Source organism: Pseudomonas sp. JDS08PS003, from assembly GCF_045013505.1.
In the GTDB taxonomy this organism is placed as follows: domain Bacteria; phylum Pseudomonadota; class Gammaproteobacteria; order Pseudomonadales; family Pseudomonadaceae; genus Aquipseudomonas; species Aquipseudomonas protegens_B.
Genome location: NZ_CP120724.1, coordinates 4,952,928 through 4,978,408, shown reverse-complemented (window position 1 = coordinate 4,978,408; position 25,481 = coordinate 4,952,928). Strand labels below are relative to the sequence as shown.

Below are 25,481 nucleotides of genomic sequence, written 5' to 3'. Positions count from 1 at the left end.
TTGCCAGCGAAAGTTACCCCGCAGACGAACGCGTCTCTGCCCGCGAAAGTTACCCTGCTGACGAAGGCGCCCTCAGGGGCCTCTTCGCTGGCAAGCCAACTCCTACGGCAGGCCGTGCGCCCACCGCAGGCCATGAGACGTTCATGGACCGCTGCTAGAGTCCTCTGGTGCCATTCATGCCGCACCGCTCAAGGACAGTTGCCATGCAAGCCCTGAACAACATCAATTTGGACTCGCTGATCGATACCCTGGTCAGCCTCAGCGCCGCCTTTATCCTCGGTGGCCTGATCGGTTTCGAGCGCCAGTACCGACAACGCACCGCCGGTTTGCGCACCAATGTGCTGGTGGCCGTGGGGGCGGCGATCTTTGTCGACATGGCCAACCGCCTGGGAGGCGCCGACGGCGCGGTGCGGGTGGTGGCCTATGTGGTCTCGGGTATCGGCTTTCTCGGGGCCGGGGTGATCATGCGCGAGGAGGGTAACGTCCGTGGCCTGAATACCGCCGCGACGCTCTGGGCGTCGGCTGCGGTGGGGGCCTGTGCCGGTGCCGATCTGGTTCTCGAAGCGCTGTTGGGAACCTTGTTCGTGCTCGCGGCCAACACTTTGCTGCGGCCCATCGTCAACAACATCAACCGCCAGCCCCTGGATGTGATTTCCGCCGAGGTCACCAACATCGTTTATGTGATTGCCCACCGTTCGAAACAGAAGGCGGTGTTCGCGCTGCTGGAGGCGGAGCTGGCGCGCAGCAACTACCCGGCCAGCGATGTCGACGTGCATGCCTTTGGCAACGATGAAGTGGAGATCGAGGCCACCCTGGCCACCACCTCGGTGGACGGCGATGAACTGGATGCACTGGTGGCTCGCCTGTCTACCTCGTCCCTGGTGCATCAGGCTTTCTGGAGCCCGAGTACCACCGAGTGAATGGGGCCTGGCTGCTGGCAGCGTGCCGGCCTATTGCGTCCCCTCAGAGGTGTGTTGCCTAGTCTGGGAAAAGCCTTACAAAACCATGAGACCTTTCACCCTCTAAAAAAGCTGAGGGGCGATTAAGGTAGTTCGCAGCCTCGTAAAGGGTTGGAGATTGGGCCGGTGTGACAGCGGACTTGTCCGAAAAACCAACGGTAAGACTGAACTGGGGATGGTTTTCAGAATAATCCTAAAGAAAACCCATAAACACTTCCCTAGCCTTCTACCGATCTAGGAGGAAAGGCCGGCAATCGTCGGTCGTAGTCTCATGAGCAGGATCAGAAAAATGTCCAATAGAGCGCTGCGTATATTGATTGCCGATGATCAGCATTTTCATCGAATGCAGATCGAGCGAACACTTAACCAACTCAATTACTACCGCGTGGCTCCGGTGCACAGGCTTGAAGAGCTCCTGACGCTGGTGGAGTACGCCTGCGATCCGTTCGATCTGCTGATCATCAACGGCACCCTGGCTACTCACAGTGGTTTCGATCTGCTGGATTTCTGCCTGGACAACCCTCAGGTCGACCATGCACTGATTTACGACAGTCAGCGCTTCCCGCCGATTCCTAGCAGCCTGCGACACAGGATTCAGGCCAGCCGCGCCGAGCTGCCGGACAACGAGGCGATCAAGCGCCTGATGTTGCACATCGATCCGCCGCGGCTCAAGGCACCCAGGCCGGGTATCCAATGGCTGCCGGAACCGCAGCACGGCAGCTGGAGTGCCAGCGCCAGTTGATGTAACCGCGCTCTATGCAAAACGGCATCCCCAGGGGATGCCGTTTTGCGTTGCGCGATAAACAATCGGCAGTCAGTCCCACGGCGATTTGTTCGATCAAGGCGCAGGTGGTGCTGCTCAGGCCATGTCGCTCTGGCTGAATTCCTCGCCGAGAAAGTCGATCAGGCTGCGTACCGAAGGCAGCAGGCCGCGGCGCGACGGGAAGATGGCGTGGACGATCCCGCAGCGCGGCGCCCAGCCGGGCACCAGTTCCAGCAGACGTCCGGCGTCCAGGTCCTCGCGGACCACCACCTTGGGCAAATGGGCGATGCCGACGCCCGCCAGCACCGCATGGCGCAGGGCCAGCAAGTCGTCGGTGACCATTCGCGGCCGATGGCGGATCAAGGCTTCGGCGCCGTCGGGCCCCAGCAGTTGCCATTGGTAATCGCGCTGCGCCGCGCCCCAGTGCAGGCTCGGCAGGCCACTGAGGTCCGCCGGTGCGGCCGGACTCGACAGGCGCTGGAGAAAGTCCGGATGGCCCACCAGGCTCTGGGTGCTGTTGCCCAGCACCTTCATTACCAGATCGGTATTTTCCAGGGGCGGGAAACGCACTCGCAGGGCAATGTCGAAGCCCTCGTGGATCAGATCGACCCGGCGGTTGGTGCTTTCAATGAACAGCTCCACCAAGGGGTACTTGAGCATGAAACGGGTGAGCATCGGCCCGACCCAGGAGTTGAGCAGGGCAGTGGGGCAGGCCACGCGCACCAAGCCTTGAGGTTCGGAGCGATTGCGTTCGATGACTTCCGCCGCACCCTCGGCTTCCACCCGCATGGCCAGGCAGCGCTGGTAATACTCCTGGCCGATCTCGGTCAGCGAACAGTGGCGGCTGGTGCGCTGGATCAGGCGCACGCCGAGGCGCTCCTCCAGCTGGGCGATCCGTCGGCTGAGCTTGGACTTGGGCATGTCCAGGGCGCGCCCGGCGGCGGCGAATCCCCGGTGCTCCACCACTTGGGTGAAGTAGTAGAGGGTATTCAGGTCTTCCAAGATCGTTCTCCAAATAGAACGCTAAGGGCGATTTTTGCAGTCTAGCGCGGCAAAGGTGTGAGTTTTAAGGTGTGTCCATCAGATAGTTCTGGAGGACGACATGAAAAACATCATCGGCATCTACACCAGCCCCCGGCCTCACTGGGTCGGTGACGGCTTCCCGGTCCGCACCCTGTTTTCCTACGACAACCTGGGTCAGCACATCAGCCCGTTCCTGCTGCTGGATCACGCCGGTCCCGCCCAGTTCAGCCCTACCAGCGCTCGCCGCGGCGTCGGCCAGCATCCCCATCGCGGCTTCGAGACAGTGACCATCGTCTACGACGGCGAAGTGGAACACCGTGACTCCACCGGCAGCGGCGGCACGATCGGTCCGGGCGACGTGCAGTGGATGACCGCCGCCTCGGGGATTCTCCACGAGGAGTTCCATTCCGCCGATTTCGCCCGGCGTGGCGGTCCTCTGGAAATGGTCCAGCTGTGGGTCAACCTGCCGGCGAAGGACAAGCTCGCAGCCCCCGGTTACCAGACCATCGTCGCGGCGGACATCCCGCAGATCCCGCTGCCCGGCCATGCCGGCAGCCTGCGCCTGATCGCCGGTGAGTTCGGCGGTCAGCGCGGTCCGGCACAGACCTTCACCCCGATCGACGTCTGGGACATGCGCCTGCTGGCCGGCAAGCACCTGGAGCTGCCCCTGCACCCGGGGCGCAACACCGCCCTGGTGGTGCTGCGTGGCACGGTCCAGATCAATGGCCAGGAGCGGGTAGCGCAAGGGCAGTTGGCGCTGTTGGAGCGCGAGGGCGACCTGATCAGCCTGCAGGCCGACAACGACGCGATTGTGCTGTTGCTCAGCGGCGAGCCCATCGACGAACCCATCGTCGGTCACGGCCCGTTCGTGATGAACAGCGAAGAGGAGATTCATCAGGCATTCGTCGACTTTCAATCGGGCCGCTTCGGCCAGATGGACGCCACCGGGCACTGACCGGCAGCGCTGGCGCGGCGCGCATGGCCGACTAGGCTCTGCGAGTCGCGCGCTATCCCCAATGTCCGCCCTCACGCTGCAGGTGCGGCCATGGGTTTAACCCCAGCCGGGTTATCCGGCATCGATCATTAGCGAGGACTCACCATGACTAACGCCTACAAACGTCTCGACAAGGAAAACGCCGCCGTTCTGCTGGTCGACCACCAGGCCGGCTTGCTGTCGCTGGTCCGCGATATCGAGCCCGATCGCTTCAAGAACAACGTGCTGGCCCTGGCTGACCTGGCCAAGTACTTCAAGCTGCCGACCATCCTCACCACCAGTTTCGAAACCGGTCCCAACGGCCCGCTGGTGCCGGAGCTCAAGGCGCTGTTCCCCGACGCGCCGTACATTGCCCGTCCCGGCCAGATCAACGCCTGGGACAACGAAGACTTCGTCAAGGCGATCAAGGCCACCGGCAAGAAGCAACTGATCATTGCCGGGGTGGTCACCGAAGTCTGCGTGGCCTTCCCGGCGCTCTCGGCCCTGGAAGAAGGTTTTGAAGTCTTCGTGGTCACCGATGCCTCCGGCACCTTCAACGCGCTGACCCGGGACTCGGCCTGGAACCGCATGTCCAACGCCGGCGCGCAGTTGATGACCTGGTTCGGCCTGGCGTGCGAGTTGCACCGCGACTGGCGCAACGACGTCGAAGGCCTGGGCACCCTGTTCTCCAACCACATTCCCGACTACCGCAACCTGATGACCAGCTACAACACCCTGACCCAAGGCCAATAAAGCCCCGGCAGCGGCGGGCATCGCGTCCGCCGCTGTATGGCATGGCCTCATCACCGGTTTTTGTCTTTTCCAGCTATACCTGCCCCAGCGTCTTTCGTGCGATCTTGCCGCCATTGTCCTGCTGGAGTTGCTCGATGCTTGCCCCATTCGCCGATCACCTGCTGTTGGCCGCGTTGACGCTGTTGCTGCTGGACCTTGCCCTGTGGCACCTGATCGGTCGCCAGGGCGATCGCTGGAAGCTGGCGGTACGGGTGCTGATCTTTTGCCTGTACAGCCTGATGCTGTTCAACCAGGGCCTGAGCCCCATGCAGACGGCGCCCTGGCCGGACGATGTGCCGTTGCACCTGGCGGCCACCGGTTTGCAGATCGGCTGGTGGCTGTTCGGTGCACGGACCCTGACGGTGTTGCTGGGCACCCTGATGATGCAGCGGGTTGGTCACACCGGGCGGCTGCTGCAGGACTTGATGGGCGCGGTGATCTTCCTGATCGCCATCATCGCCGCCCTGGCCTACGTGCTGGACCTGCCGGTCAAGGGCGTACTGGCCACCTCCGGGGCGCTGGCGATCATCGTCGGCCTGGCCCTGCAAAGCACCCTCAGCGACCTGTTTTCCGGGTTGGTCCTCAATACCACCAAGCCCTATCAGATCGATGATTGGATCGCCATCGACGGCACTGAAGGCCGGGTGGTGGACATCGATTGGCGGGCAACCCGGCTGCAGACCTCCCAGGGCAGCATGGTGGTGATCCCCAACTCCCTGGCGTCCAAGGCCAAGATCACCAACTTCAGCCGCCCCAGCGATATCTACGGTTTATCCATCAGCGTGCAGGTCAGCCCCCACGCTCGCCCGCAGAAGGTCATCGAGGCCCTGGAGCGGGCCATGCTCGGCTGCCGTTTCCTGCTCGGCAGCCCGGCCCCCAGCGTGGCCCTGAAAAGCTCCGGCAGCAGCGGCGCGGAGTACGAGATCAGCGGCTTCGTCGCCACCATGGGGCAGAAGCGCGAAGTGCGTAACCAGCTGTTCGACCTGGCATTCCGTCATCTGCAGGCCAGCGGCATCAGCTTGCTGTCCAGCGACGAGCCGGTGCAGAACCAGGCGCTGTCGCGACCTCGGGCGCTGCTGGACGCCTCCAGTATCTTTTCCACCCTGCGCCAGGAAGAGAAGGACACCTTCAGCCAGAACATGCAGTTGCAGACCTTCCGTGCCGGCGAAATCATCCTGCCGGCGGGGGCGGTCAGCGATCACCTGTTCATCATCGAGTCCGGCGTGGTGTCGGTGACCATGCAGCGTGACGGCAAACCCTTTGAAGCCGGGCGCATGGGCCCGGGTGAAGTGATTGGCGAAGCGGGCGTGGTGGCCGAGCAGGCCACGATCGCGGAGTTTTCGGCCAAGACCTTCTGCAGCTTGTACCGCATCGACAACGAGTTCCTCAAACCCTGCCTGGATGCCCGTCACGACATCGGCGACGCCATGAAGACCCTGCTGGACTTCCGCCAGCACATTGCCCAGAGCCTGGCCCAGTCGCCGCCCAAGCCTGTGGCCAAGAAGGGCTTTCTGCAGTGGTTGCGCAGCCGCACCTGAGGTGCCCCGTCGCGGTTCCTCATTTGAAGTAGGCCCGGGGCGTGGTGCCGGTCATGGCCCTGAAAAAGGCGATAAAGATGCTGTCACTGGCAAAGCCCAGTTCGAAGGCGGCGTAACCGATGCTGCGGCCGGTGGCCAGCAGCTCGATGGCACGCATCAAGCGCCATTGCTGACGCCATTGCTGGTAACCCAGGCCCGTCTCGCGCTGGAAGATGCGGCCGATGGTGCGGCTGCTGGCGCCGACCCGGGTGGCCAGCACCTGCAGCTCCGGTGGCAGGCGCTGCAGGTCTTCCAGCAAGGGTTGCAGGCGCTTGTCCCGAGGCAGGGGCAAGGACAGTGGCTGGTGCAGCGCGGCGCCGATTTCCTCCAGGCACAGGCCCAGCAGGTGCGGGTAGCGGCCCTGGCTCCAGTCGCAATCGAACGCCGCCAGGGCCATGGGTTCCAGCACGGCGCGCAGCAAGGGACTGACATCGATCACCGCCACCTCCGCAGGCAAGCGCGGACTCAGTTCAACACTGAAGTACAGCGAGCGGTAATCCACGCTCTGTTGCATCTGCGCGCGGTGCTGCACCCCGCCGGGAATCCATGCCGCCCGCGAGGGAGGCAGCAGGCACAGGCGGTCGGCGAGGGTGATCCGGGTGCAGCCCTGGCGGGTGTACAGCAGTTGCCCGCGACGGTGCCGGTGCAGGCCGGAATCATGATCGCCGAGGGTAGCGGCAATGCCGATCACCGGCGCGCTGAAGGGGTCCGGGTCGAAGCGTGCCTGGGGATCGAGCCATGCCATCTTTGTCCGATTTCCACTGTTTATTGGCCAGGTTGCGATAATACGCCAGTGTCGCCTGCCTAGAATCGCCGGCATGTTTTTTTTGCCGAGCACCCACCTGATGAATCCCCGTTCCCTGTTGCCCCTGGCCATGGCCCTGCTGATGTTTGCGCAGATCGCCCAGACCCTCTTCAGCCCGGCCCTGACCGACATCGGCCGGGTCTTTGGCGTTCCTGCGCAGCAGGCGGCCCAGAGCCTGTCGGTGTTTATCCTCGGTTTCGCGCCGGGGGTGGTGCTCTGGGGACGCCTGAGCGATCGCTGGGGGCGGCGCCCGGCCTTGCTCGGCGGGCTGGCGCTGTATGCCCTGGCGCTGGTCCTGGAGTTGCAGGCTCGCAGCTTTGCCCAGCTGTTGCTGTGCCAGGGCCTGGCGGCGCTGGGGGGGGCCGCCTGTTCCGTGGTGACCCAGACCCTGTTGCGGGACCTGTTCCAGGGCCGCGAGCTGATCCGGGTGTTCTCGCTGATGGGCATGGTGCTGGCGGCCAGCCCCGCCATTGGGCTGTTTGTGGGGGCGGCCCTGAGCCGCGCTTTTGGCTATCAGGGCGCGCTGACGGGGTTGCTGGTGCTGGCCCTGGCGTTGCTCGGCTGGTGCGCCCGGGCCTTGCCGGAAACCCGTCCGCCTGCGCAGCCTCTGGCGCCCCTGGCCGGTACCTTGTGGCAGATGCTGCGGGACCCTGCGATCTGGCGCTCGGCGCTGCTGGTGGCGGTGTTCAACCTGGCCTTGCTCAGCTATTACAGCCTCGGGCCCTTTGTGTTCCGAGGCCTGGGGCAGGGCGCGCAATGGTTCGGCTACAGCGGCGCGTTGCTGGCCCTGGGCTCCGGCCTGGGTGCCTGGCTAAACCGCCGGCTGCTGGGCCGAGGCTGGTGCAGCGAGCGGCTACTGGTATTGGCGGCCCTGGCGGTGTTGGCTGGGGGCGGCGGGGTCCTGGCCTTGCAGCACAGCCTGTGGCTGGTACTGCCGATGTTCGGGGTGGTACTGGGGTTTGGCCTGGCGATCCCGAATATTCTCGGCTCGGCCCTGGCGGCCTACAGCGACCGGCTGGGCAGCGCCGGGGCCTGGTTCGGCTTGTTCTATTACCTGCTGATCGGCGCCGGCCTGCTGCTGGTGGGCTGGGGGCAGGTCCTGGGGCTGAGCCTTTGCCTGTGCGGCGTGGTGGCCCTGTTGCTGTGCCTGGGCGCGCGTCGCAGGTGAATGTCGGGTTTGCGACACGCGGTCGCCGCAGCGCCCCTGAAGGGTCCATTGTTTGATCATGATCAAGCCGTTGCCCGGCGCATCCGCGCAGCCTGTTGGCAGATCTGTGCAACGGCGCAGCCCCTTCCCGGAAATGGAGATCGGCAACATGGCCAAGATGAAAGCAGCGGTATTCGTGGAAAAGAACCGCATCGTGCTGGAAGACAAGGACATCCCCGAAATCGGTCCGCTGGACGCTCTGGTGCGCATCACCACCACTACGATCTGCGGCACCGATGTGCACATCCTGCGGGGCGAATACCCGGTGGCCAAGGGCTTGACCATCGGCCACGAACCGGTGGGCGTGATCGAGCGCCTGGGCTCCCAGGTCCGCGGTTTCCATGAGGGCCAGCGGGTGATCGCCGGGGCCATCACCCCTAGCGGCCAGAGTTATGCCTGCCTCTGTGGCTGTGGCTCACAGGACGGTCCGGACACCCGCCACGGGTTTCGCGCCAGCGGCGGCTGGAAGTTCGGCAACACCATCGACGGCTGCCAGGCCGAGTACGTGCGGGTGCCGGACGCCCTGGCCAACCTGTGCCCGATTCCCGACGGTCTGAGTGACGAAGAAGTACTGATGTGCCCGGACATCATGTCCACCGGTTTCTCCGGCGCCGAGCGCGCCGAGGTCAACATCGGCGACAGCGTGGCGGTGTTCGCCCTGGGGCCCATCGGCCTGTGCGCGGTGGCCGGGGCCCGGCTCAAGGGCGCCACCACCATCATCGGCGTCGATACCGTGGCGGCGCGCATGAGCGTGGCGCGGGGCCTGGGGGCGACCCACGTGGTGGACTTCAAGCAGGGCGACGTGGTCAAGCAGATCATGGATCTGACCGACGGTCGCGGGGTCGATGTGTCGATCGAGGCCCTGGGCACCCAGGGCACCTTCGAGTCGGCGCTGCGGGTGCTGCGCCCGGGCGGCAAGCTGTCGAGCCTCGGGGTCTATTCCAGCGACCTGCGCATCCCGCTGGATGCCTACGCCGCCGGACTCGGCGACCTGAGCATCCTCAGTACCCTGTGCCCCGGCGGCAAGGAGCGCATGCGCCGCTTGATGGAAGTGGTCGCCAGTGGCCAGGTGGACCTCAAGCCTCTGGTTACCCACCGCTTCAAGCTGGATGACATCGAAGCCGCCTACGAGCTGTTCGCCAGCCAGCGCGACGGGGTGATGAAGATTGCCGTGACACCTTGATCCGTGCGCCGGGTGTCCTTGATGCACATCAAGGTGCCCGCGCCCGTCTGCCTCGACACTCAGGCCCATCAACGTCCAAGGAGGTCAACCATGAGCCAGTACCAGCGTCTGTTGCTGATTGCCGATCCCCAGCAGCACCAGTCTCCTGCGGCGCGCCGCGCTACCGCCCTGGCCAAGGCCAGCGGAGCGGCCTTGCATGCCCTGGTGTTCGTCGAACCACCGGCGCGCACCTACCTGTGGGAAGAGCACCTGGAAGACAGTGAACGCCAAGCCTACCTGCAACGCCATGAGCGCTGGCTGCAGGTGGAAGCCCAATGGATGCGCGAGCAGGGCGTGGAGGTCACCACCCAGGTGATCTGGAGCACTCAGGTGCTCAAGGACATGCTGGACTACATCAGCGAATTCCGCCCCGATCTGCTGATCAAGGATGTGACCCTGGAATCGGCCCTCAAGCGCGTTTTCGTCACCCCCCTGGATTGCCACCTGCTGCGTGAAGCCCCGGTGCCGGTGCATCTGGTCAACGATGCCCCGCACAAACTGCCCCGGCGCATTGTCGCCGCCGTCGACCCGGCCCAGTCCGACACCCAGATCAGCGGCCTCAATGGCCTGATCATCCAGACCGCCAACGCCCTGGCCCTGCAATGCGATGCACAGTTGCACCTGCTGTATGCCTACGACCTGATGCCGATGCTCGATGGTGTCGCGCCGGTGGCGTCCACCGCCTGGAGCGTCAATTGCCTGGACGAGTTGCGCGAATCCCTGCACAAGGAATTCGAACGCCTGGGCGATGAACACAACGTGCCCCAGGAATTTCGCCACTTCATCATGGGACCGCCGGTGCCGGGCATCGCCCAGTTCGTCGACGAATACCTGGTGGACGTGGTGGTCATGGGCACCGTGCACCGCACCGGCTTTGGCCGCTTGATCGGCAGTACCACCGAACGGGCCCTGTACTCGATGCCGGGCAGCATCCTGGCGGTCAAGTCAGGCGGCGCGAGCTGAGCACCGCAGCGCGTTGGGCAGCCTGAGACGACCCGGGTCAGTGCCCGGGTTCGGCGATCGACACCGCCAGTTCGACCCCCGGTAGCAATCGGGCGGCTTCTCGCAGCCCTGAGCAATAGGCGCCATCGACATACCCGTAACGCTCGCAGGAGGTGGCTTCGCCCGCCAGCAGTACCCGGCCATATGGGGCTGCGAGCTGGGCGATGTCGGCCAGCGAGGCCTGGGGCGTCAGGTGCAGGTAGGCGCCGCGGCTGTAGGGATCACTCGACCAGTGGGTTCGGTGCACCGCGCTCGGTGTCGGCAGCGAACCGCCGCAGGCCGTGGCCAGGGCCTCCAGGGCCAGTGCCAGGGCGGTCGGATCGTCCAGCTTGGCCAGCTCCAGGGCCGGAGGCCCCGAGACGTGGGCCGCCAGGGTCGGGGTGCCGGTGAGGGGTGTCACGTCGATCCAGTAGGGGAACAGCGGATGGTCCTTGATCAACAACCCGCTGCACGCCGCTTGCCCTGTGGGCCAGAAAGGCTGGTCGAAACTCAGCAGGAGCTTTTCGAAATGGCCAAAGCCCAGGCGCTGTATGGCCGCCTTCTTTTGCGCCGGCAAGGCCGGTGAAAACTCGATGGCCTCGGCCTTGAGCACCCCCAGCGGCACGCTCAGCAGTACATGGGAGCCGCTTTCCACACGCCCGTCGCTGCACTCCAGGGTCACGCCCCAGGCATTGCTGCGGACCTTCGCCACCGGCCAGTCGGTGCTGATGGGCAGGCCCTCGGCCAGGCCTTGCAGCAGGTTCAGGTAACCGCCGCTGATGCAGCGGTCCGCGCCCTCGTAATCGCACTCCAGGCTGTAGTTGAGCAGGGCAATGTCGCGGGCCGGCGCGGCCAGGTCGGCCTGCAATCCGGTCCTGATCACAAACTGCACCCAGTCCCGCAGGTCGGGATCGGCGATGTCCTGTGCGCGCAGCTCCAGCCACTGCTCCAGGGACAGATCCGCCGGGTACTGCCCGGCGTCCTGCATCAGTTCGGCTTCGAAGCTGTCCGCCAGTTCGAGGATCTGCATGCGCCGCGCCGGGTCCAGGCGTTGTCCCTGCGGGTCCACCAGGCCCATGCCGGCAAACAGTTCGGCGATGCAGAACGCCCGGGTATCGAGTGCCATGAACCGGGCCAGCTGGCTCAGGGGATTGCCCTCGGGATCGTGAATCCACGAACCGCCGGCATCCACTCGGGAATTGCCCAGGGCCAGGGTGTGGGTGCGGCCGCCGATCCGTGGCCGGGCCTCCAGCACCTGCACCTCGATGCCGGCGGTCATCAGTGCATTGGCAGCGGCGAGGCCGGCGAATCCGGCGCCTACCACCAGCACCCGGGTGACCGCGCCGGGCACTGCTTGCAGGGACGTCGGCCGGGCCACGGGCAGCAAACGGCGGGGTGTTGCAAAAGGTTGTGGTGACATTGGCGGTGCTCTTGTGAGTCGAAAGAGAGTCAGCGGCAGGCCCCAGACAGCGCCCGCCTCGAAGGCCACGCAGGGCCGGGAATCAATCGATGGCGGCAAACAACTCGCGGGCCGCGTCCAGCAGGAACAGGTCCTGGTAATGCCCCGCCGCCAGGGACAGACCCACCGGCAGTCCCTCGACCCGGCCCACCGGGATGGACAGCTCCGGTAGCCGCGCGACCCCGGCAAAACTGCTGACGGCCATGCAACGGTCGTAGAAGTCCATGATCGCCTCGGGCGCCTGCAACTGGCCCTTGCCCGGAACCGGTAGCGGCACCGTGGGGAAACAGAACAGGTCGTTGCTGGCGGTAAAGGCGCTGACCGCGGCAAACAGCTGTTCGCAGTGTCGCAATGCGCTGCTGATGTGGCGGCGATCCAGCTGCCGGACATTGGCGAAGGCGGCCTCGAAACCGGGGCTGCATGGCGGCTCGAAGGTGTTGACCCAGTGGCCGATGGAGTTGCCGGTTTCGGCGCTTTGCAGCAGACGCAGCGCCTGTTCATTGCAGGCTTTCAGGTCCCAGTCGCCCTTGACCAGTTGAGCGAAGGTCAGGGGTTTGACCACGACCGGCACCCGCGCCTGCAACGCCCGAATGACCGCCCGCAGCCGGGCCTGGATCTTCGGGTCGGCGAGGGCAAAGGCGTCTTCCAGCACATACAGGGTGCCGATGGGCCGGGGCGCTGGCGTGCAACTGCTGAGCAGCACCGGCATGACCCGGCTCAGGGTGTCGAGCCCATTGGCCAGGACCCCCACCGTGCTGACGCTGGGCACCGACGGCAGCACGCCGGCGGCCGAGATGCGCTGCGGGGTTGGGCGCAGGCCCCAGATCCCGCAGAAGCTGGCCGGCACCCGCACCGAGCCGGCGCAGTCGGTGCCCAGGGCAAAATCCACCAGGCCGCAGGCCACCGCCGAGGCCGAGCCGCTGGACGAGCCTCCGGGTATGTGTCCCGGGGCCTTGGGATTGAGGGGCGTACCAAAGAACGGGTTTTCCCCTTGCAGGCTGTAGGTGAACTCATCGCTGACCGTGCTGCCCAGGCAGGTGGCGCCGGCACCGAGCAACTGCTCGACACACAAGGCGTGGTGGCTGGCCGGTGGGTGCGCCGCGCCCCAGGCCGGGCTGCCGTAGGTACAGGTCAGGCCCTTGAGGTCGATGTTGTCCTTGACCGCGAAGCTGAGCCCCGAGAGCGGGCCGCCAGCATAGGGGGCAAAGGTCTGGCGAGTGACGAAGGCGCCACTGTCAGCGCAGGTAGAGGGCGTCATGGGCTTGGCCGTGGCTGGAGAAAAAGCGGCCTGCAGCCGCCTGGCGCAGGGCCGGGCGAGGCAGGATCAGCCGAGGATTCTGCGCCTCTGACGCCCGGTTTCTATCAGGAAATTTCAGTCCGGCGGTTTTTCTCCCGGATCGGCCTGGGGCAGGTACGGCAGCAGCCGCGCGGTCTCCTTGCGCACCACCGCGTAGCACTCGCAACTGTGCTGTTCCAGGCGTGGCCGGTCGAGGACGTTGATGCGCCCCCGGCTGTATTCGATGATGCCCTGGCGCTGCAGTTTGCCGGCGGCCTCGGTGACGCCCTCACGACGCACCCCGAGCATGTTGGCGATCAACTCCTGGGTCATCACCAGTTGGTTGCCCGGCAGGCGGTCCAGGGACAGCAGCAGCCAGCGGCACAGTTGCTGATCGATGGAGTGGTGCCGATTGCACACCGCGGTCTGGGCCATCTGGGTGATCAGCGACTGGGTGTAGCGCAGCATCAGCAGGAGCATCTCGCCGTGGCGGTTGAATTCGTCCTTGAGACGCTGCCCGGGCAGGCGCAAGGCATGCCCGGCACTTTGCACGATGGCCCGGCTGGTGGTGCTCTCGCCGCCCATGACCAGGGACACGCCCACCAGCCCTTCGTTGCCCACCACGGCGATTTCCGCGGAGGCGCCGTTCTCCATCAGGTACAGCAGCGACACCACCGCGTCCGTGGGGAAATACACGTGGCGCGGGATATCCCCTGACTCGTAGAGCACCTGGCCCAGGGCCAGGGGCACTGGCTTGAGGTGGGGCAGCAGGCGCTCCTGCACCTCGGCCGGCAGTGCGTTGAGCAAGTGATTGGGCCCGAGCCCAAGGTTGTCGAACATCTCAGAACCACCGGATGGCAAGGCGTCAGCGCTCACTCAGGGTAGTCCAGGGCGTTGCCCGGTGTCTGTCATGGCGCCGACTCGGTGATGGCCGCTGTCGGGGAAAGCCCGGTCTGCGGCGGTGGGACGTTGACGGGCCAGGTGAGCAACACCCGGCGTGTGGTGCCGTCGTCCAGCAGCGGAATGGCCAGCCCCGTCAGGGGGCGGCCGTCCAGGCTCAGGCTCAGGCTGGCGCCGGGGTTCTGCCGCACCTCGATGTGATAGACCGTCGCGCCAAACCGGTAGTCCATGCTGTAGCCGGGCCAATGAGCCGGGATCACCGGCTCGATGTACAGGCGGTCGCCTTCACGCCGCAGCCCCAGCAACGACTCGACGATCAGCCGGTACATCCAGCCCGCCGAGCCGGTGTACCAGCTCCAGCCGCCGCGCCCGGTGTGGGGCGCCACGCCATAGACGTCGGCGGCCATCACATAGGGTTCGACCCGGTAGGTGGCCACTTGCTCGGCGCTGCGTCGGCTCACCGGGTTGATCATGTGCAGCAGTTCCCAGGCCCGGGCGCTGTCCCCCAGGCGGGCGAAGGCCATGCTGGCCCAGATTGCCGCGTGGGTGTACTGGCCGCCGTTCTCCCGCACCCCGGGCACATAGCCCTTGATATAGCCCGGGTCCAGTGGGCTGTGGGCGAACGGTGGGTCCAGCAGCAGCACTACGCCGCTGTCCCGGCGGACCAGATGCTGGTCCAGGGACTCCATGGCCTGGTGCTGGCGGGCGTCACTGGCGGCCGCGGACAACACCGACCAGCTCTGGGCGATGGAGTCGATGCGGCACTCCAGGTTGCGGGCGGTGCCCAGGGCCTGGCCGTCGTCGAACCAGGCGCGGCGATACCACTGTCCGTCCCAGGCCTGGCTGTCGAGGGCGGCGCGCAAGGCCAGGGCCTGATTGCGACAGGTCAGGGCGAAGGCCGGATCGTTGTGCTGTTCGGCGGTGACGGCGAACCGTTGCAGCACCTCGTGACTGAAGAACCCCAGCCACACGCTTTCCCCCAGGCCCCGCTCGCCGACGCGGTTCATGCCGTCGTTCCAGTCCCCGGTGCCCATCAGCGGCAAGCCGTGGACGCCGCGCCGGCTGCCGTGCTCAATGGCCCGTTGACAGTGGCGGTAGAGGCTTTCCCGCAGCCCGCAGGCTTGTGGCAGGTCGTAGTAGGACTCTTCGCCGGGATTGAGCAGACGACCTTCCAGGTAACCCACCTCGACCTCCAGCACACTGCGGTCGCCGGTGATCTGCACGTAGCGGCTGGTGGCCAGGGGCAGCCAGAGGAAGTCATCGGAACAGCCGGTGCGCACCCCGCGATTCTGCGGCGGATGCCACCAGTGCTGGACGTCGCCCTCGGGGTACTGGTGGGCGGCGCAGAGCAGCAGGTGCTCGCGGGCCAGGGCCGGCTCGGCGTGGATCATTGCCATGCTGTCCTGCAACTGGTCGCGAAAGCCGATGGCGCCACCGGACTGGTAGAAACCGCTGCGGGCCCAGAAGCGGCAGGCGATGGTCTGGTACATCAGCCAGCCGTTGGCCATGACATCGATAGCCGGGTCCGGGGTACGCACTTGCAGCGTGCCCAGGCTGTGCTGCCAGTGCTGATGCACGGCGGCAAGTTCGCTCTGCGCCATCTGCGTACCGCGGTATTGCAGGACCCGTCGGGTTGCGGCCTTGGCATCCACCTCGGCCCCCAGGCGGAACAGCACTTCCTGGCTCTGGCCGTCCGCCAATTCCACCGCGACCTGCATCGCCGCACAGGGGTCGAAACCGGCGCCGGAACGTCCGGACAAACGCTCTCGGGTCAGCGCGGCGGGCGCCGCGAGGCTGCCGTTGCGGCCAATGAATTCACTGCGGTCGCCGGTAAAGCTGCGCACCGCGGAGTCGGTGTCGAGAAACGCCACATGCCCGGAAAACTCCATGTTGTAAGGGTTGCGGGCGAACAGGGCGCCACTCACCGGATCGCTTTCGGTGACCACATGCATGGCCGAGCGGCCGCGCAATTCCCCCAGCACCCATTCCACGTAGCTGGTCACCGTCAGGCGCCGTGGCCGGCCGCTGCGGTTGCGGATCTTCAACCGCGAGAACTTGATCGGCGCCTGCAGCGCCACATAGATCGTCAACTCGCTGTGAATGCCGTTCTCCTCATGTTCGAACACGCTGTAGCCGAAGCCATGGCGGGTGCGATAGCTGCCGTTGCCGGGGCAGGGCTGGGGAGTGGGCGACCAGACCTGGCCGCTGTCTTCGTCACGCAGGTACAGGGCCTCGCCACTGGGGTCGCTGACCGGGTCGTCGTGCCATGGGCTGAGGCGGTACTCGTGGGCGTTTTCGCGCCAGCTGTAGGCGCCGCCGCTTTCCGAGATCACCGTGCCGAACAGCGGGTTGGCGAGCACGTTGGCCCAGGGCGCCGGGGTGGGTTGCCCGGGGTTGAGGGTGATCAGGTATTCGCGGCCGTCGTTGCTGAAACCACCAAAGGGCGTTTCCAGGATCAGCTCCGGCAGCGGGGCTGCCGGGGCATTGCTGGCCGGCTGTGGCAGGCGCACCAGGGGCGCCTCCAGACGCGGCAGCGACGGGTCGGCACGGCGCCGATGGACCTGCTCGGCCAGGCTGCCGCGGCTGTCACTGATCACCAGGCGCGCCACTGCCAGCATCAGGATGCGGTCTTCGCCGGACAGTTGCTGGGCCGGACGCACGAAGATGCCTCCGGGACGGTCGATCAGGCTGGCTTCGCTGCCGGAAGTCACCAGGCCCATGATCAGGTCCTGGAGCTGCTGACGGTAGCCCACCTGATCCTCGTTCCAGATCACCAGATCCACCGCCAGGCCTTTCTGCCGCCAGTAGGCGTGGGCCTTGATCAACTGCTGCACCAGGGTAATGTTGGCCAGGTCGCCCACTTGCAGCAGGACGATCGGCAGGTCCCCGGAAATGCCCTGGCCCCAGAGCCCGGACTGGCTGCGGCGGTTGGCCAGCAGCAGGCTGGTGTCGGCCCGCAGGGTGGCGTTGGCGTAGAGCAGCGACGCGGCCATCTGTTGGAACAGCCGGGCTTCGGCCAGCGAGGCGTTGAGCTGGCGCAACAGCACCTGGCTGTGGGTCCAGGCCAGGTCGAAGACCCGGTCCGCCAGGTGCCGGTCACGGTATTTGTGGATCAGTTGCAGGCACTGTTCGTGGCTGTCGGCGACTCCGGTCACCAGGTCGATGGTGGCGCTCTGACCGGGATCGAGGGTGATCCGGCAGCGGATCGCCACGATCGGGTCCAGCACCGAGCCGTCGGTCCCCGAGAGCCGTTCGATCTGCGGGTCCATGGCCAGGGGCGAGGCCAGATCCCGGCCGCGGCCGATAAAGCGTGCGCGGTCGGTTTCATAGGAGATGGAGTCGATGTCCACACCGTGGGCCGCCAGCAGGTGGCACATCCAGGGCACGGCTTGCTCCTGGGCCCGTGGCCGGCGGCTGCAGACAATGGCCTGCAGGCTGGGCAGCAGTTCGGTCTCGATGAACAGGTTGCTGAAGGCCGGATGGGCCGCATCGCTCTGGGCCGGGGCCAGGACCACTTCGGCGTAGCTGGTGAGCTCGATGCTGCGGCGCCCCCGGGCACGGTTGCACAGGTGCAAGCGGCGCAGTTCGATGGGGTCCTCGGGTGACACGACGATTTCCATGTGGCTGTCGAAGTCCCGTTCACGCACCCGGAATTCGGCCCGGGCATCGGTGAAGATCGCCTCGAAACTCTCTGGGCGGCGTCGGGTCGGCTGGTAGGCCGCGGACCAGAAGTCGCCGCTGGCCACGTCCCGCAGGTAGCAGAACTGCCCCCAGTGATCCCGGGTCGGGTCCTCGTGCCAGCGGGTCACCGCCAGTTCGTTGCAGCGGCTGTAGCCGCCACCGGCACTGCTGAGCATCAGGTGGTAGTGACCGTTGGACAGCAGTTGCACGGCCGGACGCTTGCGGTCCGGGTCGGCGAACACCCGCAGTTTGTTCTCGTGGGCCCGGGCCGCTTCGTCGGCCGCAGGTGCTCCGGCGGCGTGCAGGTATTGGGCGGCGGTTTTCGGTACCCGTTCCTGAAGCAGCAGGGCGATGGCCTGGAACTGCGGATCGGATTCGAAACGCCGCTGCATGGGCTGATCCAGCAGCAACCAGGCCAGGGCCAGCAAGCTCATGCCCTGGTGGTGAGCCATGAACGACTGCACCACGGCATGGTCCTGGCCCCGGGGCAGGCGCGATTCGGTGTAGTCCACGGCTTCATAGAGGCCAAAGCGTCCACCCAGCCCCAGCTGTGCCAGGCGCTGCAGGTTCTGGCAGGCGGCCTGGGGCGCCACCATCAGCGCCAGGACGCTGGCATAGGGCGCCACCACCCGTTCCGCGCCGAGGCCACGCTTGAGCCCCAGGCCCGGCACGCCGAACGCCCGGTACTGGTAGTTGAACTGGCTGTCGAGGGTGTTGTAGCCCGACTCGGACACGCCCCAGGGCAGGCCCAGTTGCTGGCCGTACTCGATCTGCAGGGCCACCGCGGCGCGGCAGGTCTGGTCCAGCAGGGTGCCCTGGTAGCTGGGCATCACCAGCATCGGCATCAGGTATTCGAACATCGAGCCGGTCCAGGACAGCAGCACCGGGGTGCCGGCGCTGCTGGTGAGTAGGCGGCCCAGGGCAAACCAGCTTTCCTGGGGCAGTTGCCCCTGGGCGATGGCGACAAAGTGGGTCAGGCGCACTTCCGAGGCCAAGAGGTCGTAGTAGCCGGCATCCAGGCGGTGCTCGTCGGCGTTGTAGCCGATCACCAGCAAGTGACGACGGGTGTCGTAGAGAAAGCCGAAGTCCATCTGCGCCATGCTGGCTACCGCTTCCAGCAATCGACTCAGGCAACTGATGCGCTCCAGGGCCAGCTCCTGCACGGCGGCGATCCGCTCGTGGTGCATCGGCAGCCAGAATCCGGCGTCCAGCTGGGCCAGCTGGCGCCAGCTCAGGGTGCCGAAGCGGCGGCCGTCGGCCATGGGCGGCAGGCAGCGCCATTGCAGTTCGTCATGCAGGTCACGGCATTGCGCGGCCAGCGCCTGGCGCCAGAACTCCACATCGTCCGTCGTTGTGGTCTGCGCCTGGTCGGTGCTTTCGGCAATGCGTTGCAGCAGCCCCAGCAAGGCATCCGGAGCCACGTCGGCGTGCAGGCTCAGGTGCTCATGCACGGCGCGGGTTTCCAGGCGCCAGCGCAGCACCGGGGCGGTGTCCTGGCCGGCCGCCGTGAGGGCGTCCTGGAACACATCGAGGCTGTCCAGCAGGCCGTTGGCGATCTGCAGCAGCGCCGGTGGGCTATCCACCAGGGCCTGCAGGCCGGGGCGCAGGGTCAGCAGCATGCCCACCAGGTTGCCGCTGTCCACGGTGGACACGTAGCGCGGCGGCAGGGGTTGCAGGCTCTGGGTGTCGTACCAGTTGTAGAAGTGCCCGCGGTAGCGTTCCAGCCGGCCCATGCTGGCCAGCATCTGCTCCAGGCGCTGCATCAGCCGGCGGCTGCTCAGGTAGCCGAAGTCGTGGGCCGCCAGATGGGCCAGCAGGGCCAGCCCGAGGTTGGTTGGCGAGGTGCGATGGGCGATGCGGCGCTGCGGCTGCTCCTGCAGGTTGTCCGGAGCCAGCCAGTTGTCCTCGGGGCCGACGTACTGGTCGAAAAAGCCCCAGGTGCGGCGGGCCAGGCTCTGCAGGAAACGCCGTTGGCCGCTGGAGGGCTCGAACGCCACCTGGCTTGCAGGGCGGCTGAGCCACCAGGCCAGGGCCGGGCCGGCCAGCCAGGCCAGGAGCAAGGGCGCGGCCATCAGCAGTTGCGGGCGCGGCCACAGCAGCCCCGTCAGCAGCAGGGCCAGGAGCGGACCGATCCACATCCGCCGGTACAGCTGCAGCAGGTTGTCATCCGGGCCGCGCTCGGCTTCCCGGGAGGGTTGCCATTGCAGGCGATGAGCTTTGCTGATGCCCATGCGCCACAGCGCGCGGCTCATAGCGTCCAGGCTGTAGGCGACCTCATAGGGCAGCCAGGCCAGGGGCAACAGGGCCCGAGACAGGTGCTGGCCGGCGCTGCCCAGGGCCGCGTTCAGTTGTTGCAGCAACGGTACTTCCGGGGTGTTGTGCACCAGCTCGCGCAAGGCGGCGGACAGGGGTAGCACCAGCAGCACAATCAGCACCGCCAGGGTCCAGGCCAGGGGCTGGGTGGAGCCCAGCCAGCCCCACAACAGCATGCTCAGCAAGGCCAGGGGCTCGAGGCTGCGGCGCAGGTTGTCGAGGATTTTCCAGCGTGCCAGAGGGCTCAGGCGATTGCTTTCCAGGCCGCCGGCTGCCTTGGGCGACCAGGGCAGGAGCCAGGGCAGCAGTTGCCAGTCGCCGCGAATCCAGCGCTGGTGGCGCTTGACGTCGGCGCTGTAGCGGGCCGGGTATTCCTCGAACAGCTGCACATCGCTGAGCAGCCCGGAACGGGCGTAGCAGCCCTCGATCAGGTCATGGCTGAGAATCCGGTTGTCGGCGAAGCGCCCGCCCAGGGTCTGCTCGAACGTGTCCAGGACATAGATGCCCTTGCCGACGAAGGAGCCTTCCTGGAACAGGTCCTGGTAGACGTCCGACACCGCGCGGGTATAGGGGTCGATCCCGGCATCGCTGGCGAACAGCCGGGAGTAGGCGCTGCGCGCGGTGCTCGACAGGCTGATGCCGACCCGGGGCTGGAGAATCCCGTAGCCGCTGACGATGCGCCCGCTGAGCGGGTCGGTCTGGGGCCGGTTCAGTGGGTGGTCCATGGCGCCCACGCATTGCTGGGCCACGTCCCGGGGCAGTTGGGTGTCGCTGTCCAGAGTGATCACGTAGGTGATGCTGGGCAGGGCCTGGATATCGCCGACGATCAGCGAGAAGCGCTCCTGGCCCCGGCCGCGCAGCAGGGCATTGAGGTCTTCGAGCTTGCCGCGCTTGCGTTCATGGCCCATCCAGCAGTGTTCGGCGGCGTTCCACAGCCGTGGCCGGTGCAGCAGGTAGAAGCGGTCCACGGCTTCTTCGGGGTATTTAAGGTTCAGCGTTTCGATCCGTTGCCGGGCCAGCAGCAACAGGGCCGCGTCGCTGTCCAGGGTTTCGCTGGGAGCGTCGAGAAAGTCGCTGAGCAGGGCGAAATACAGCTGGGCGTCGCGGTTGGCCAGGAAGCGCACTTCCAGGCCTTCCACCAGTTCCTCGATATCCGCTGCGCTGCCGATCAGGCAGGGCACCGCTACCAGGGTCCGGGCGCGGGGGGCGATGCCTTCGCTGTAGTCCAGGCGCGGCAGAATGCCCGGGGCCACGGTCAGGGTCACCAGGCCGTTGATCAGGCCGATGGCCAAGCGGCTGGCGAGCAACAGCGCCGGTACCGCCCACAGTGCCAGCCAGTAATGGCCGGGGCTGGCTTCCTGGTACAGGGTGTCGAGAAACGGCCAGGCGAACAGCGCCGAGAGCAGCATCACCGGCCCCAGGAAAAAGCCCAGGGGCGCCTGGGTCAGCAGACGCCGGCCACGTTCGGCCAGGGGCACCCGAGCGCCGATCTGTTGTTCCAGGGTGCGGCGTCCGGCACCGATCAAGTAATGCCCGACGTGTCCGGCCACGGCTTCCGGGTCGTCGACGCGGTAGTGGGCCCGGGCCAGTTCGATGCACTGGCGGGCCACCTGTTCTTCACTGAGGGGGCAGTGGCGTGCCAGGCGTTCGAGCACATGCCGGTAATGGTCGCGGGTGGCGAAGTCCATGCGCCGGTAGACCTGGGCCGGGTCGTCCTGAAGCACCTGTTCGACTCGGCTCATCAGCTCGACGAACTCGCGCCAGTTGCTGGCCGAGAGCAGGCGCAGGCTGGAAATGCTGTTGCTGATGGACACCTGATCGGCGGCTTGCTGTTGGGCGTCGAGCTGCACCAGACGCTCGATGTTCAACCCGGTTTCCCCCAGCAGTTGCTCGATCCAGGCCAGGGGCAGCACCAGGGCGGCGTTCTGGCCCTGCAGGCGCCGCGCCAGTTCGGCGACGAAGGCGGCACTCATGGGCGGTGCCGAGCGCGCCATGTCGGCCACGGCCAGCACCACGCTCTTGGCGTCCTGCTCGGCGGTTTCCATCAGGCGGTCGGCCCAGTCGTTGGCCAGATTGCGCTCACTCCAGTTGGCCATGACCCGGAAGGCCACGCGCCGCAGGTTCTCGATCAAGGCCAGGCGCAGCATGATGGGAATCGCCCACAGCTCGCCGAGCTTGAGCGGGGTGACGCTCTGGTAGCTGTCGACGAAGCGTCCCAGGCTTTCGCTGTCGACCCGGCCGTCGCCGTGGGAAATGGTTTCCAGGGCGATGTCGTAGACCCGTGGCAGGCCCGCCGACTGGCCGTTGGCCAGGCGCGGCAATTGCCGGCTGTAGCCTCGGGGCAGGTGGGTGCGGGTGATGCGGATCTGTTCTTCCAGCAGGTAGTAGTTGTCCAGCAGCCATTCGGCGGCGGGGGTGGCCCGGGGCGAGCTGCCGGTGGCGGCGGTCAGGCTTTTGCAGCAACTGGCCAGGGCGCTGGCGTTGTCCGCCAGGCGTGCCAGCAGCCAGTCGGGGTTGCGGCTTTGGCTCAGGCGGTGCTGTTGCGCCAGCAGGGTACCGTGGCTGGCCATCTGTTCACTGCTGAACAATTCCGAGCGCAGCGGTGCTTCGTATTCGATGCTGTTGCGCGAGGCCTTCCATTGGCCGTATCTGGCGGCGGGCAGACGCCAGAACCTCAGGAATGCGTGGGTCCAATGACTGTCCATGTTTTCCTTGGCATAACAGAGCCGTCCCTCGGCACGGGGTGCGAGGGAGGGCCGGGAGCGGGGCGTGCGGTCAAATCGATGCACCGTCGCGACGAACGTTTCAGGCAAAAAGCTGCAACCTTGACGGTGGCGGGAGTGGGGGAGGGTGTCTGTGCGTTGGGGCACATAGGCGGATGACCGGCATTGCTGCTGGGTGGTTTGGCGTGGCGAGGGGGCTTGTTCCTGTTTGGGGGCGTAGCGGTTGTGGAACCTGAGGGTGCGGTCTTGTTGGTGGGCATATCCGTTGCTGCGGGTGTGGTTGCTGGCGGTTTCGCTCTTACAGCGGTGGGCTGTGTACATATCCGTTGATGCGGTAACGACCACTTATGGTTTCGCTCTTACAGCGACTCACTTTTGAAAATCCGGAATGCCGGCCCAGACAAAAGTAAGCAAAACGCTCTTGCCCCTCCACTCGGTGCCTCGCCTAGGCTCGGCATGCCCGAACTCCGGCATTGAGCCGTGGGCCGCCGCCACCGGCCATCCATGGCCGGGTGGCGGCTAACCCGGCGTCCTGCCGGGTTACCCACGGCTCAATGCCTGCGTTCGGCCATCGTGGTTAACGGGGCGCTCAGATCAAAATCAAGAGCGTGACGGCGGCCTTGCGGCCGGCCTGGAGCGGGAATGGGGGGCACCTTCCCTTGTAGGAGCTGCCGAAGGCTGCGAACGGGCGAGCATCGCCCGGCCAGTCGGCGCGGTACATCAGGCACATCGCTGATACGAAAACAGGGCGGCGGGACTGTGAGCGGGCTGGTTGCTGACAAGCTAACCAGCGGGGGCAAACGCTATCGCCACACATCTTTGGCTGTTTCAGAGAGTGCTGAAAGGTGCTTGGAACTACGCCGATTCGCTTTCTTTTGTAAGGCAAATCCGAGAAACTGCCGGCCGCTTGAATGCGCCTGATGGGCGGGCTAGGGTGCCGGAGCCATCGCCAAATCGATGGCTCGGATGTGCAAGTCCGAACTCTGCAAAGGCGCACAAACGATCAGCACTGATTGATCGTTTTCATGTCCGCTGCGTTATGGCGGCCGTGCGTGGGAGATCTTCGGATCTGCCGGGTGTCCTTGCAGACTCGGTCTTGCACACCTGCGTACGGCTGCCACCTTATTCGTGTGCAAGCGAACGGTGTCGGCTCCTTTTATCTGCAAGGAGTTTGACCATGAAAAAGATTGTCCCCGATCCACCCACGTCCTATCGCGATCCCGAACTCAAGGCCGCCAATGCCACCTTGCGCGTGGCTCTGGCCCGGCAACCGCAGGACCCCGCGCTGTTCCAGCGCAACACCCAAGCCAAACCTGTTTCTGCCGACTCGCTGTTCAGCGTGCGCCCAGGCGTCAGTGCTGAAGAGGCGTTGGTGCATGTGTCGTTGTTGCTCAAATGCGCCGAAGAGGTCTGCGATGAAATCACCCAGCAGGGCAGCGGCATCGAGCGCGGGCTGATCTGGTCCATGGTGCATTCCGTGGAGATGGCCCGGGCGGTGGTGGAGGCGTTGCTGGACGCTAGCCCGCGAAGTCTCTGCTCATGCTCGGACGAGCCGCGCTCGTAAAGCCCGAGTCCCCCGGTCTTCTTCAAATCAGAGTGTGCTGGCCGTCGGCGAGGTGGCGACACGGATGGGGAGACATACCCGTTGCTGCGGTAACGCCGGCTTAGGATTTTGCCGCTAAGGCCAGCCCTTTCAGGGTCTTTGCTCAAGGCTGCTTCTGCAGTATTGCAGCCTTGAGCATCCGGTCATTGCCATCGCTTTAAGGCGTCGATACCGGACGCAGGCGAATTGAATCGATGATGGCATCCCACAGTTCCAGTGCTGCTTTATCGGACTTGAAAGCGGGAGCCGGGGGAGTGGCATCATCATCGACGTCAGCTTCCTCCACGCTCAGTTCCGCCTTGAGATGGGGCTCGTTGACCGACTCGTCCTTGCCCTGGGCTTCCCAGAGGAAGGTGTAGGTGCGTTGCCCCTTTGCACTGCCCGCCAGCAGGTACTCATCGGCGGGAATGGCACCGCCACGCTCTCTTTTGCGCAGGGTCTCGATGCCCGCAACCATCTTCAGCGCGCCCATCAGAAAGCCACTCACTCGATCCAGTAACCGATCACGTTCGGCTCCAGTGCTGGATCTGAATGCCAAAAAAGTTCTAGGGTGTTCCGGGAAGGTCACGCCAATCCCGAAGCCTTCACTTTGAAAGCTGTCACCCGCGATGTAGGCCCGGTCGATACAGAATCCTGGTTCGGTGGGGATCTCGTTGGGGACGCGAGAGCGTAGGTTGCGGGCCAGAGAGGTAGCGATTTCAATGCCGCGGTGCTCTCTATCAACTGATATTTCTCCTTTTCGGTAGTATGTCCGCCCTTCTGGTTTAGACACCAGGTAAGTGTCTAACCGATACATTTCCGTGCTGGCATCTGAGCTCCAAGAGAGTAGCCCTGTAGCTCCTTCGCCAAGATCTACTCGACGAAGAAACATGCTGTTCTGTATCTTTTTATGTTTTTGACTCTTCAGCTCCATCTCGCGCTGATCGATCTTGGCCGCTAAGGAGGTAGGAGTATCTTCAAGCCCCTTAATTTTTATGCCCCACAAGTCATACCCTGCTTTGATCTCAGCCTGTGGCGGCAGGTCGATCAGGAAGCGTCCGTAGCAATGAGTAATCCATCCACTCTTGTCCATGGCCGGGCTCCGAGAAGAAAAAATCGATGTGCAGCTGATAACGCTAGTCAGGGCGATGAGACCAACGATGGTTATTAGGCAACGAGCGCGCTTCATAAGCCCTCCTTGGCATCCAGCTGGCAGTCAGCCAATTGAGCGATCTTGATCACGTC

Annotated in this window: 16 protein-coding genes; 9 read left to right on the top strand and 7 right to left on the bottom strand. The window is 65.4% G+C overall.

The annotated features are described in order from the left end of the window. Window positions 1-203: 203 nt before the first annotated feature. The gene (locus P7C00_RS22050) at window positions 204-920 is read left to right on the top strand and encodes an MgtC/SapB family protein (RefSeq protein WP_346636141.1); all 717 of its coding nucleotides are present in this window, start codon (window positions 204-206) and stop codon (window positions 918-920) included. A gap of 328 nt (window positions 921-1,248) precedes the next feature. Further along, the gene (locus P7C00_RS22045; protein ID WP_346636140.1) at window positions 1,249-1,701 is read left to right on the top strand and encodes a response regulator; all 453 of its coding nucleotides are present in this window, start codon (window positions 1,249-1,251) and stop codon (window positions 1,699-1,701) included. A 117-nt stretch (window positions 1,702-1,818) separates the two neighbouring features. On the opposite strand, the gene P7C00_RS22040 is transcribed toward P7C00_RS22045, so the two are convergent. Next, entirely contained in the window at window positions 1,819-2,727 is a 909-nt protein-coding gene (locus tag P7C00_RS22040; protein WP_346636201.1) for a LysR family transcriptional regulator, read from the bottom strand. Window positions 2,728-2,824: 97 nt separating this feature from the next. Between P7C00_RS22040 and P7C00_RS22035 the strand changes: the two genes are divergently transcribed. The 3 genes from P7C00_RS22035 (at window position 2,825) to P7C00_RS22025 (ending at window position 6,048) form a co-directional block, all read left to right on the top strand. Next, complete coding sequence (locus P7C00_RS22035) at window positions 2,825-3,700, top strand: pirin family protein (RefSeq protein WP_404937362.1); 876 nt, start codon at window positions 2,825-2,827, stop codon at window positions 3,698-3,700. Window positions 3,701-3,844: 144 nt separating this feature from the next. Continuing rightward, entirely contained in the window at window positions 3,845-4,471 is a 627-nt protein-coding gene (ycaC, locus tag P7C00_RS22030) for an isochorismate family cysteine hydrolase YcaC (RefSeq protein WP_102861744.1), read from the top strand. Window positions 4,472-4,605: 134 nt separating this feature from the next. Further along, window positions 4,606-6,048 carry a mechanosensitive ion channel family protein gene (locus P7C00_RS22025; protein WP_346636138.1) on the top strand — a complete coding sequence of 481 codons (1,443 nt, stop codon included), beginning with the start codon at window positions 4,606-4,608 and terminating at the stop codon, window positions 6,046-6,048. A gap of 19 nt (window positions 6,049-6,067) precedes the next feature. Here P7C00_RS22025 and P7C00_RS22020 read toward each other — a convergent pair whose 3' ends face one another. Further along, window positions 6,068-6,832: a helix-turn-helix transcriptional regulator gene (locus tag P7C00_RS22020; protein ID WP_346636137.1), complete on the bottom strand. Its 765-nt coding sequence runs from the start codon at window positions 6,830-6,832 to the stop codon at window positions 6,068-6,070. Between the two features lie 100 nt (window positions 6,833-6,932). On the opposite strand from P7C00_RS22020, the gene P7C00_RS22015 reads away from it, so the two are divergent. The 3 genes from P7C00_RS22015 (at window position 6,933) to P7C00_RS22005 (ending at window position 10,284) form a co-directional block, all read left to right on the top strand. After that, on the top strand, window positions 6,933-8,060 hold the full coding sequence (locus tag P7C00_RS22015) for an MFS transporter (RefSeq protein WP_404937361.1): 1,128 nt from the start codon (window positions 6,933-6,935) through the stop codon (window positions 8,058-8,060). Window positions 8,061-8,208: 148 nt separating this feature from the next. Then, entirely contained in the window at window positions 8,209-9,282 is a 1,074-nt protein-coding gene (locus P7C00_RS22010) for an NAD(P)-dependent alcohol dehydrogenase (RefSeq protein WP_404937360.1), read from the top strand. A gap of 90 nt (window positions 9,283-9,372) precedes the next feature. Beyond that, window positions 9,373-10,284: a universal stress protein gene (locus tag P7C00_RS22005; RefSeq protein ID WP_346636134.1), complete on the top strand. Its 912-nt coding sequence runs from the start codon at window positions 9,373-9,375 to the stop codon at window positions 10,282-10,284. A gap of 37 nt (window positions 10,285-10,321) precedes the next feature. On the opposite strand, the gene P7C00_RS22000 is transcribed toward P7C00_RS22005, so the two are convergent. The 4 genes from P7C00_RS22000 to P7C00_RS21985 all read right to left on the bottom strand — a co-directional run bounded on the left by P7C00_RS22000 (window position 10,322) and on the right by P7C00_RS21985 (window position 22,636). Next, window positions 10,322-11,722 carry a flavin monoamine oxidase family protein gene (locus P7C00_RS22000; protein WP_404937359.1) on the bottom strand — a complete coding sequence of 467 codons (1,401 nt, stop codon included), beginning with the start codon at window positions 11,720-11,722 and terminating at the stop codon, window positions 10,322-10,324. An 82-nt stretch (window positions 11,723-11,804) separates the two neighbouring features. Beyond that, a complete protein-coding gene (locus P7C00_RS21995; RefSeq protein ID WP_404937358.1) occupies window positions 11,805-13,019 on the bottom strand; it encodes an amidase family protein in 1,215 nt (404 codons plus the stop codon). Between the two features lie 114 nt (window positions 13,020-13,133). Continuing rightward, window positions 13,134-13,877: a Crp/Fnr family transcriptional regulator gene (locus P7C00_RS21990; RefSeq protein WP_346636131.1), complete on the bottom strand. Its 744-nt coding sequence runs from the start codon at window positions 13,875-13,877 to the stop codon at window positions 13,134-13,136. A gap of 68 nt (window positions 13,878-13,945) precedes the next feature. Continuing rightward, complete coding sequence (locus P7C00_RS21985; protein ID WP_404937357.1) at window positions 13,946-22,636, bottom strand: GH36-type glycosyl hydrolase domain-containing protein; 8,691 nt, start codon at window positions 22,634-22,636, stop codon at window positions 13,946-13,948. A gap of 1,195 nt (window positions 22,637-23,831) precedes the next feature. On the opposite strand from P7C00_RS21985, the gene P7C00_RS21980 reads away from it, so the two are divergent. Beyond that, window positions 23,832-24,218 carry a DUF6124 family protein gene (locus P7C00_RS21980; RefSeq protein ID WP_210672348.1) on the top strand — a complete coding sequence of 129 codons (387 nt, stop codon included), beginning with the start codon at window positions 23,832-23,834 and terminating at the stop codon, window positions 24,216-24,218. A gap of 196 nt (window positions 24,219-24,414) precedes the next feature. Here P7C00_RS21980 and P7C00_RS21975 read toward each other — a convergent pair whose 3' ends face one another. Beyond that, entirely contained in the window at window positions 24,415-25,425 is a 1,011-nt protein-coding gene (locus tag P7C00_RS21975) for a T6SS immunity protein Tli4 family protein (RefSeq protein ID WP_404937356.1), read from the bottom strand. Window positions 25,426-25,481: the final 56 nt, after the last annotated feature.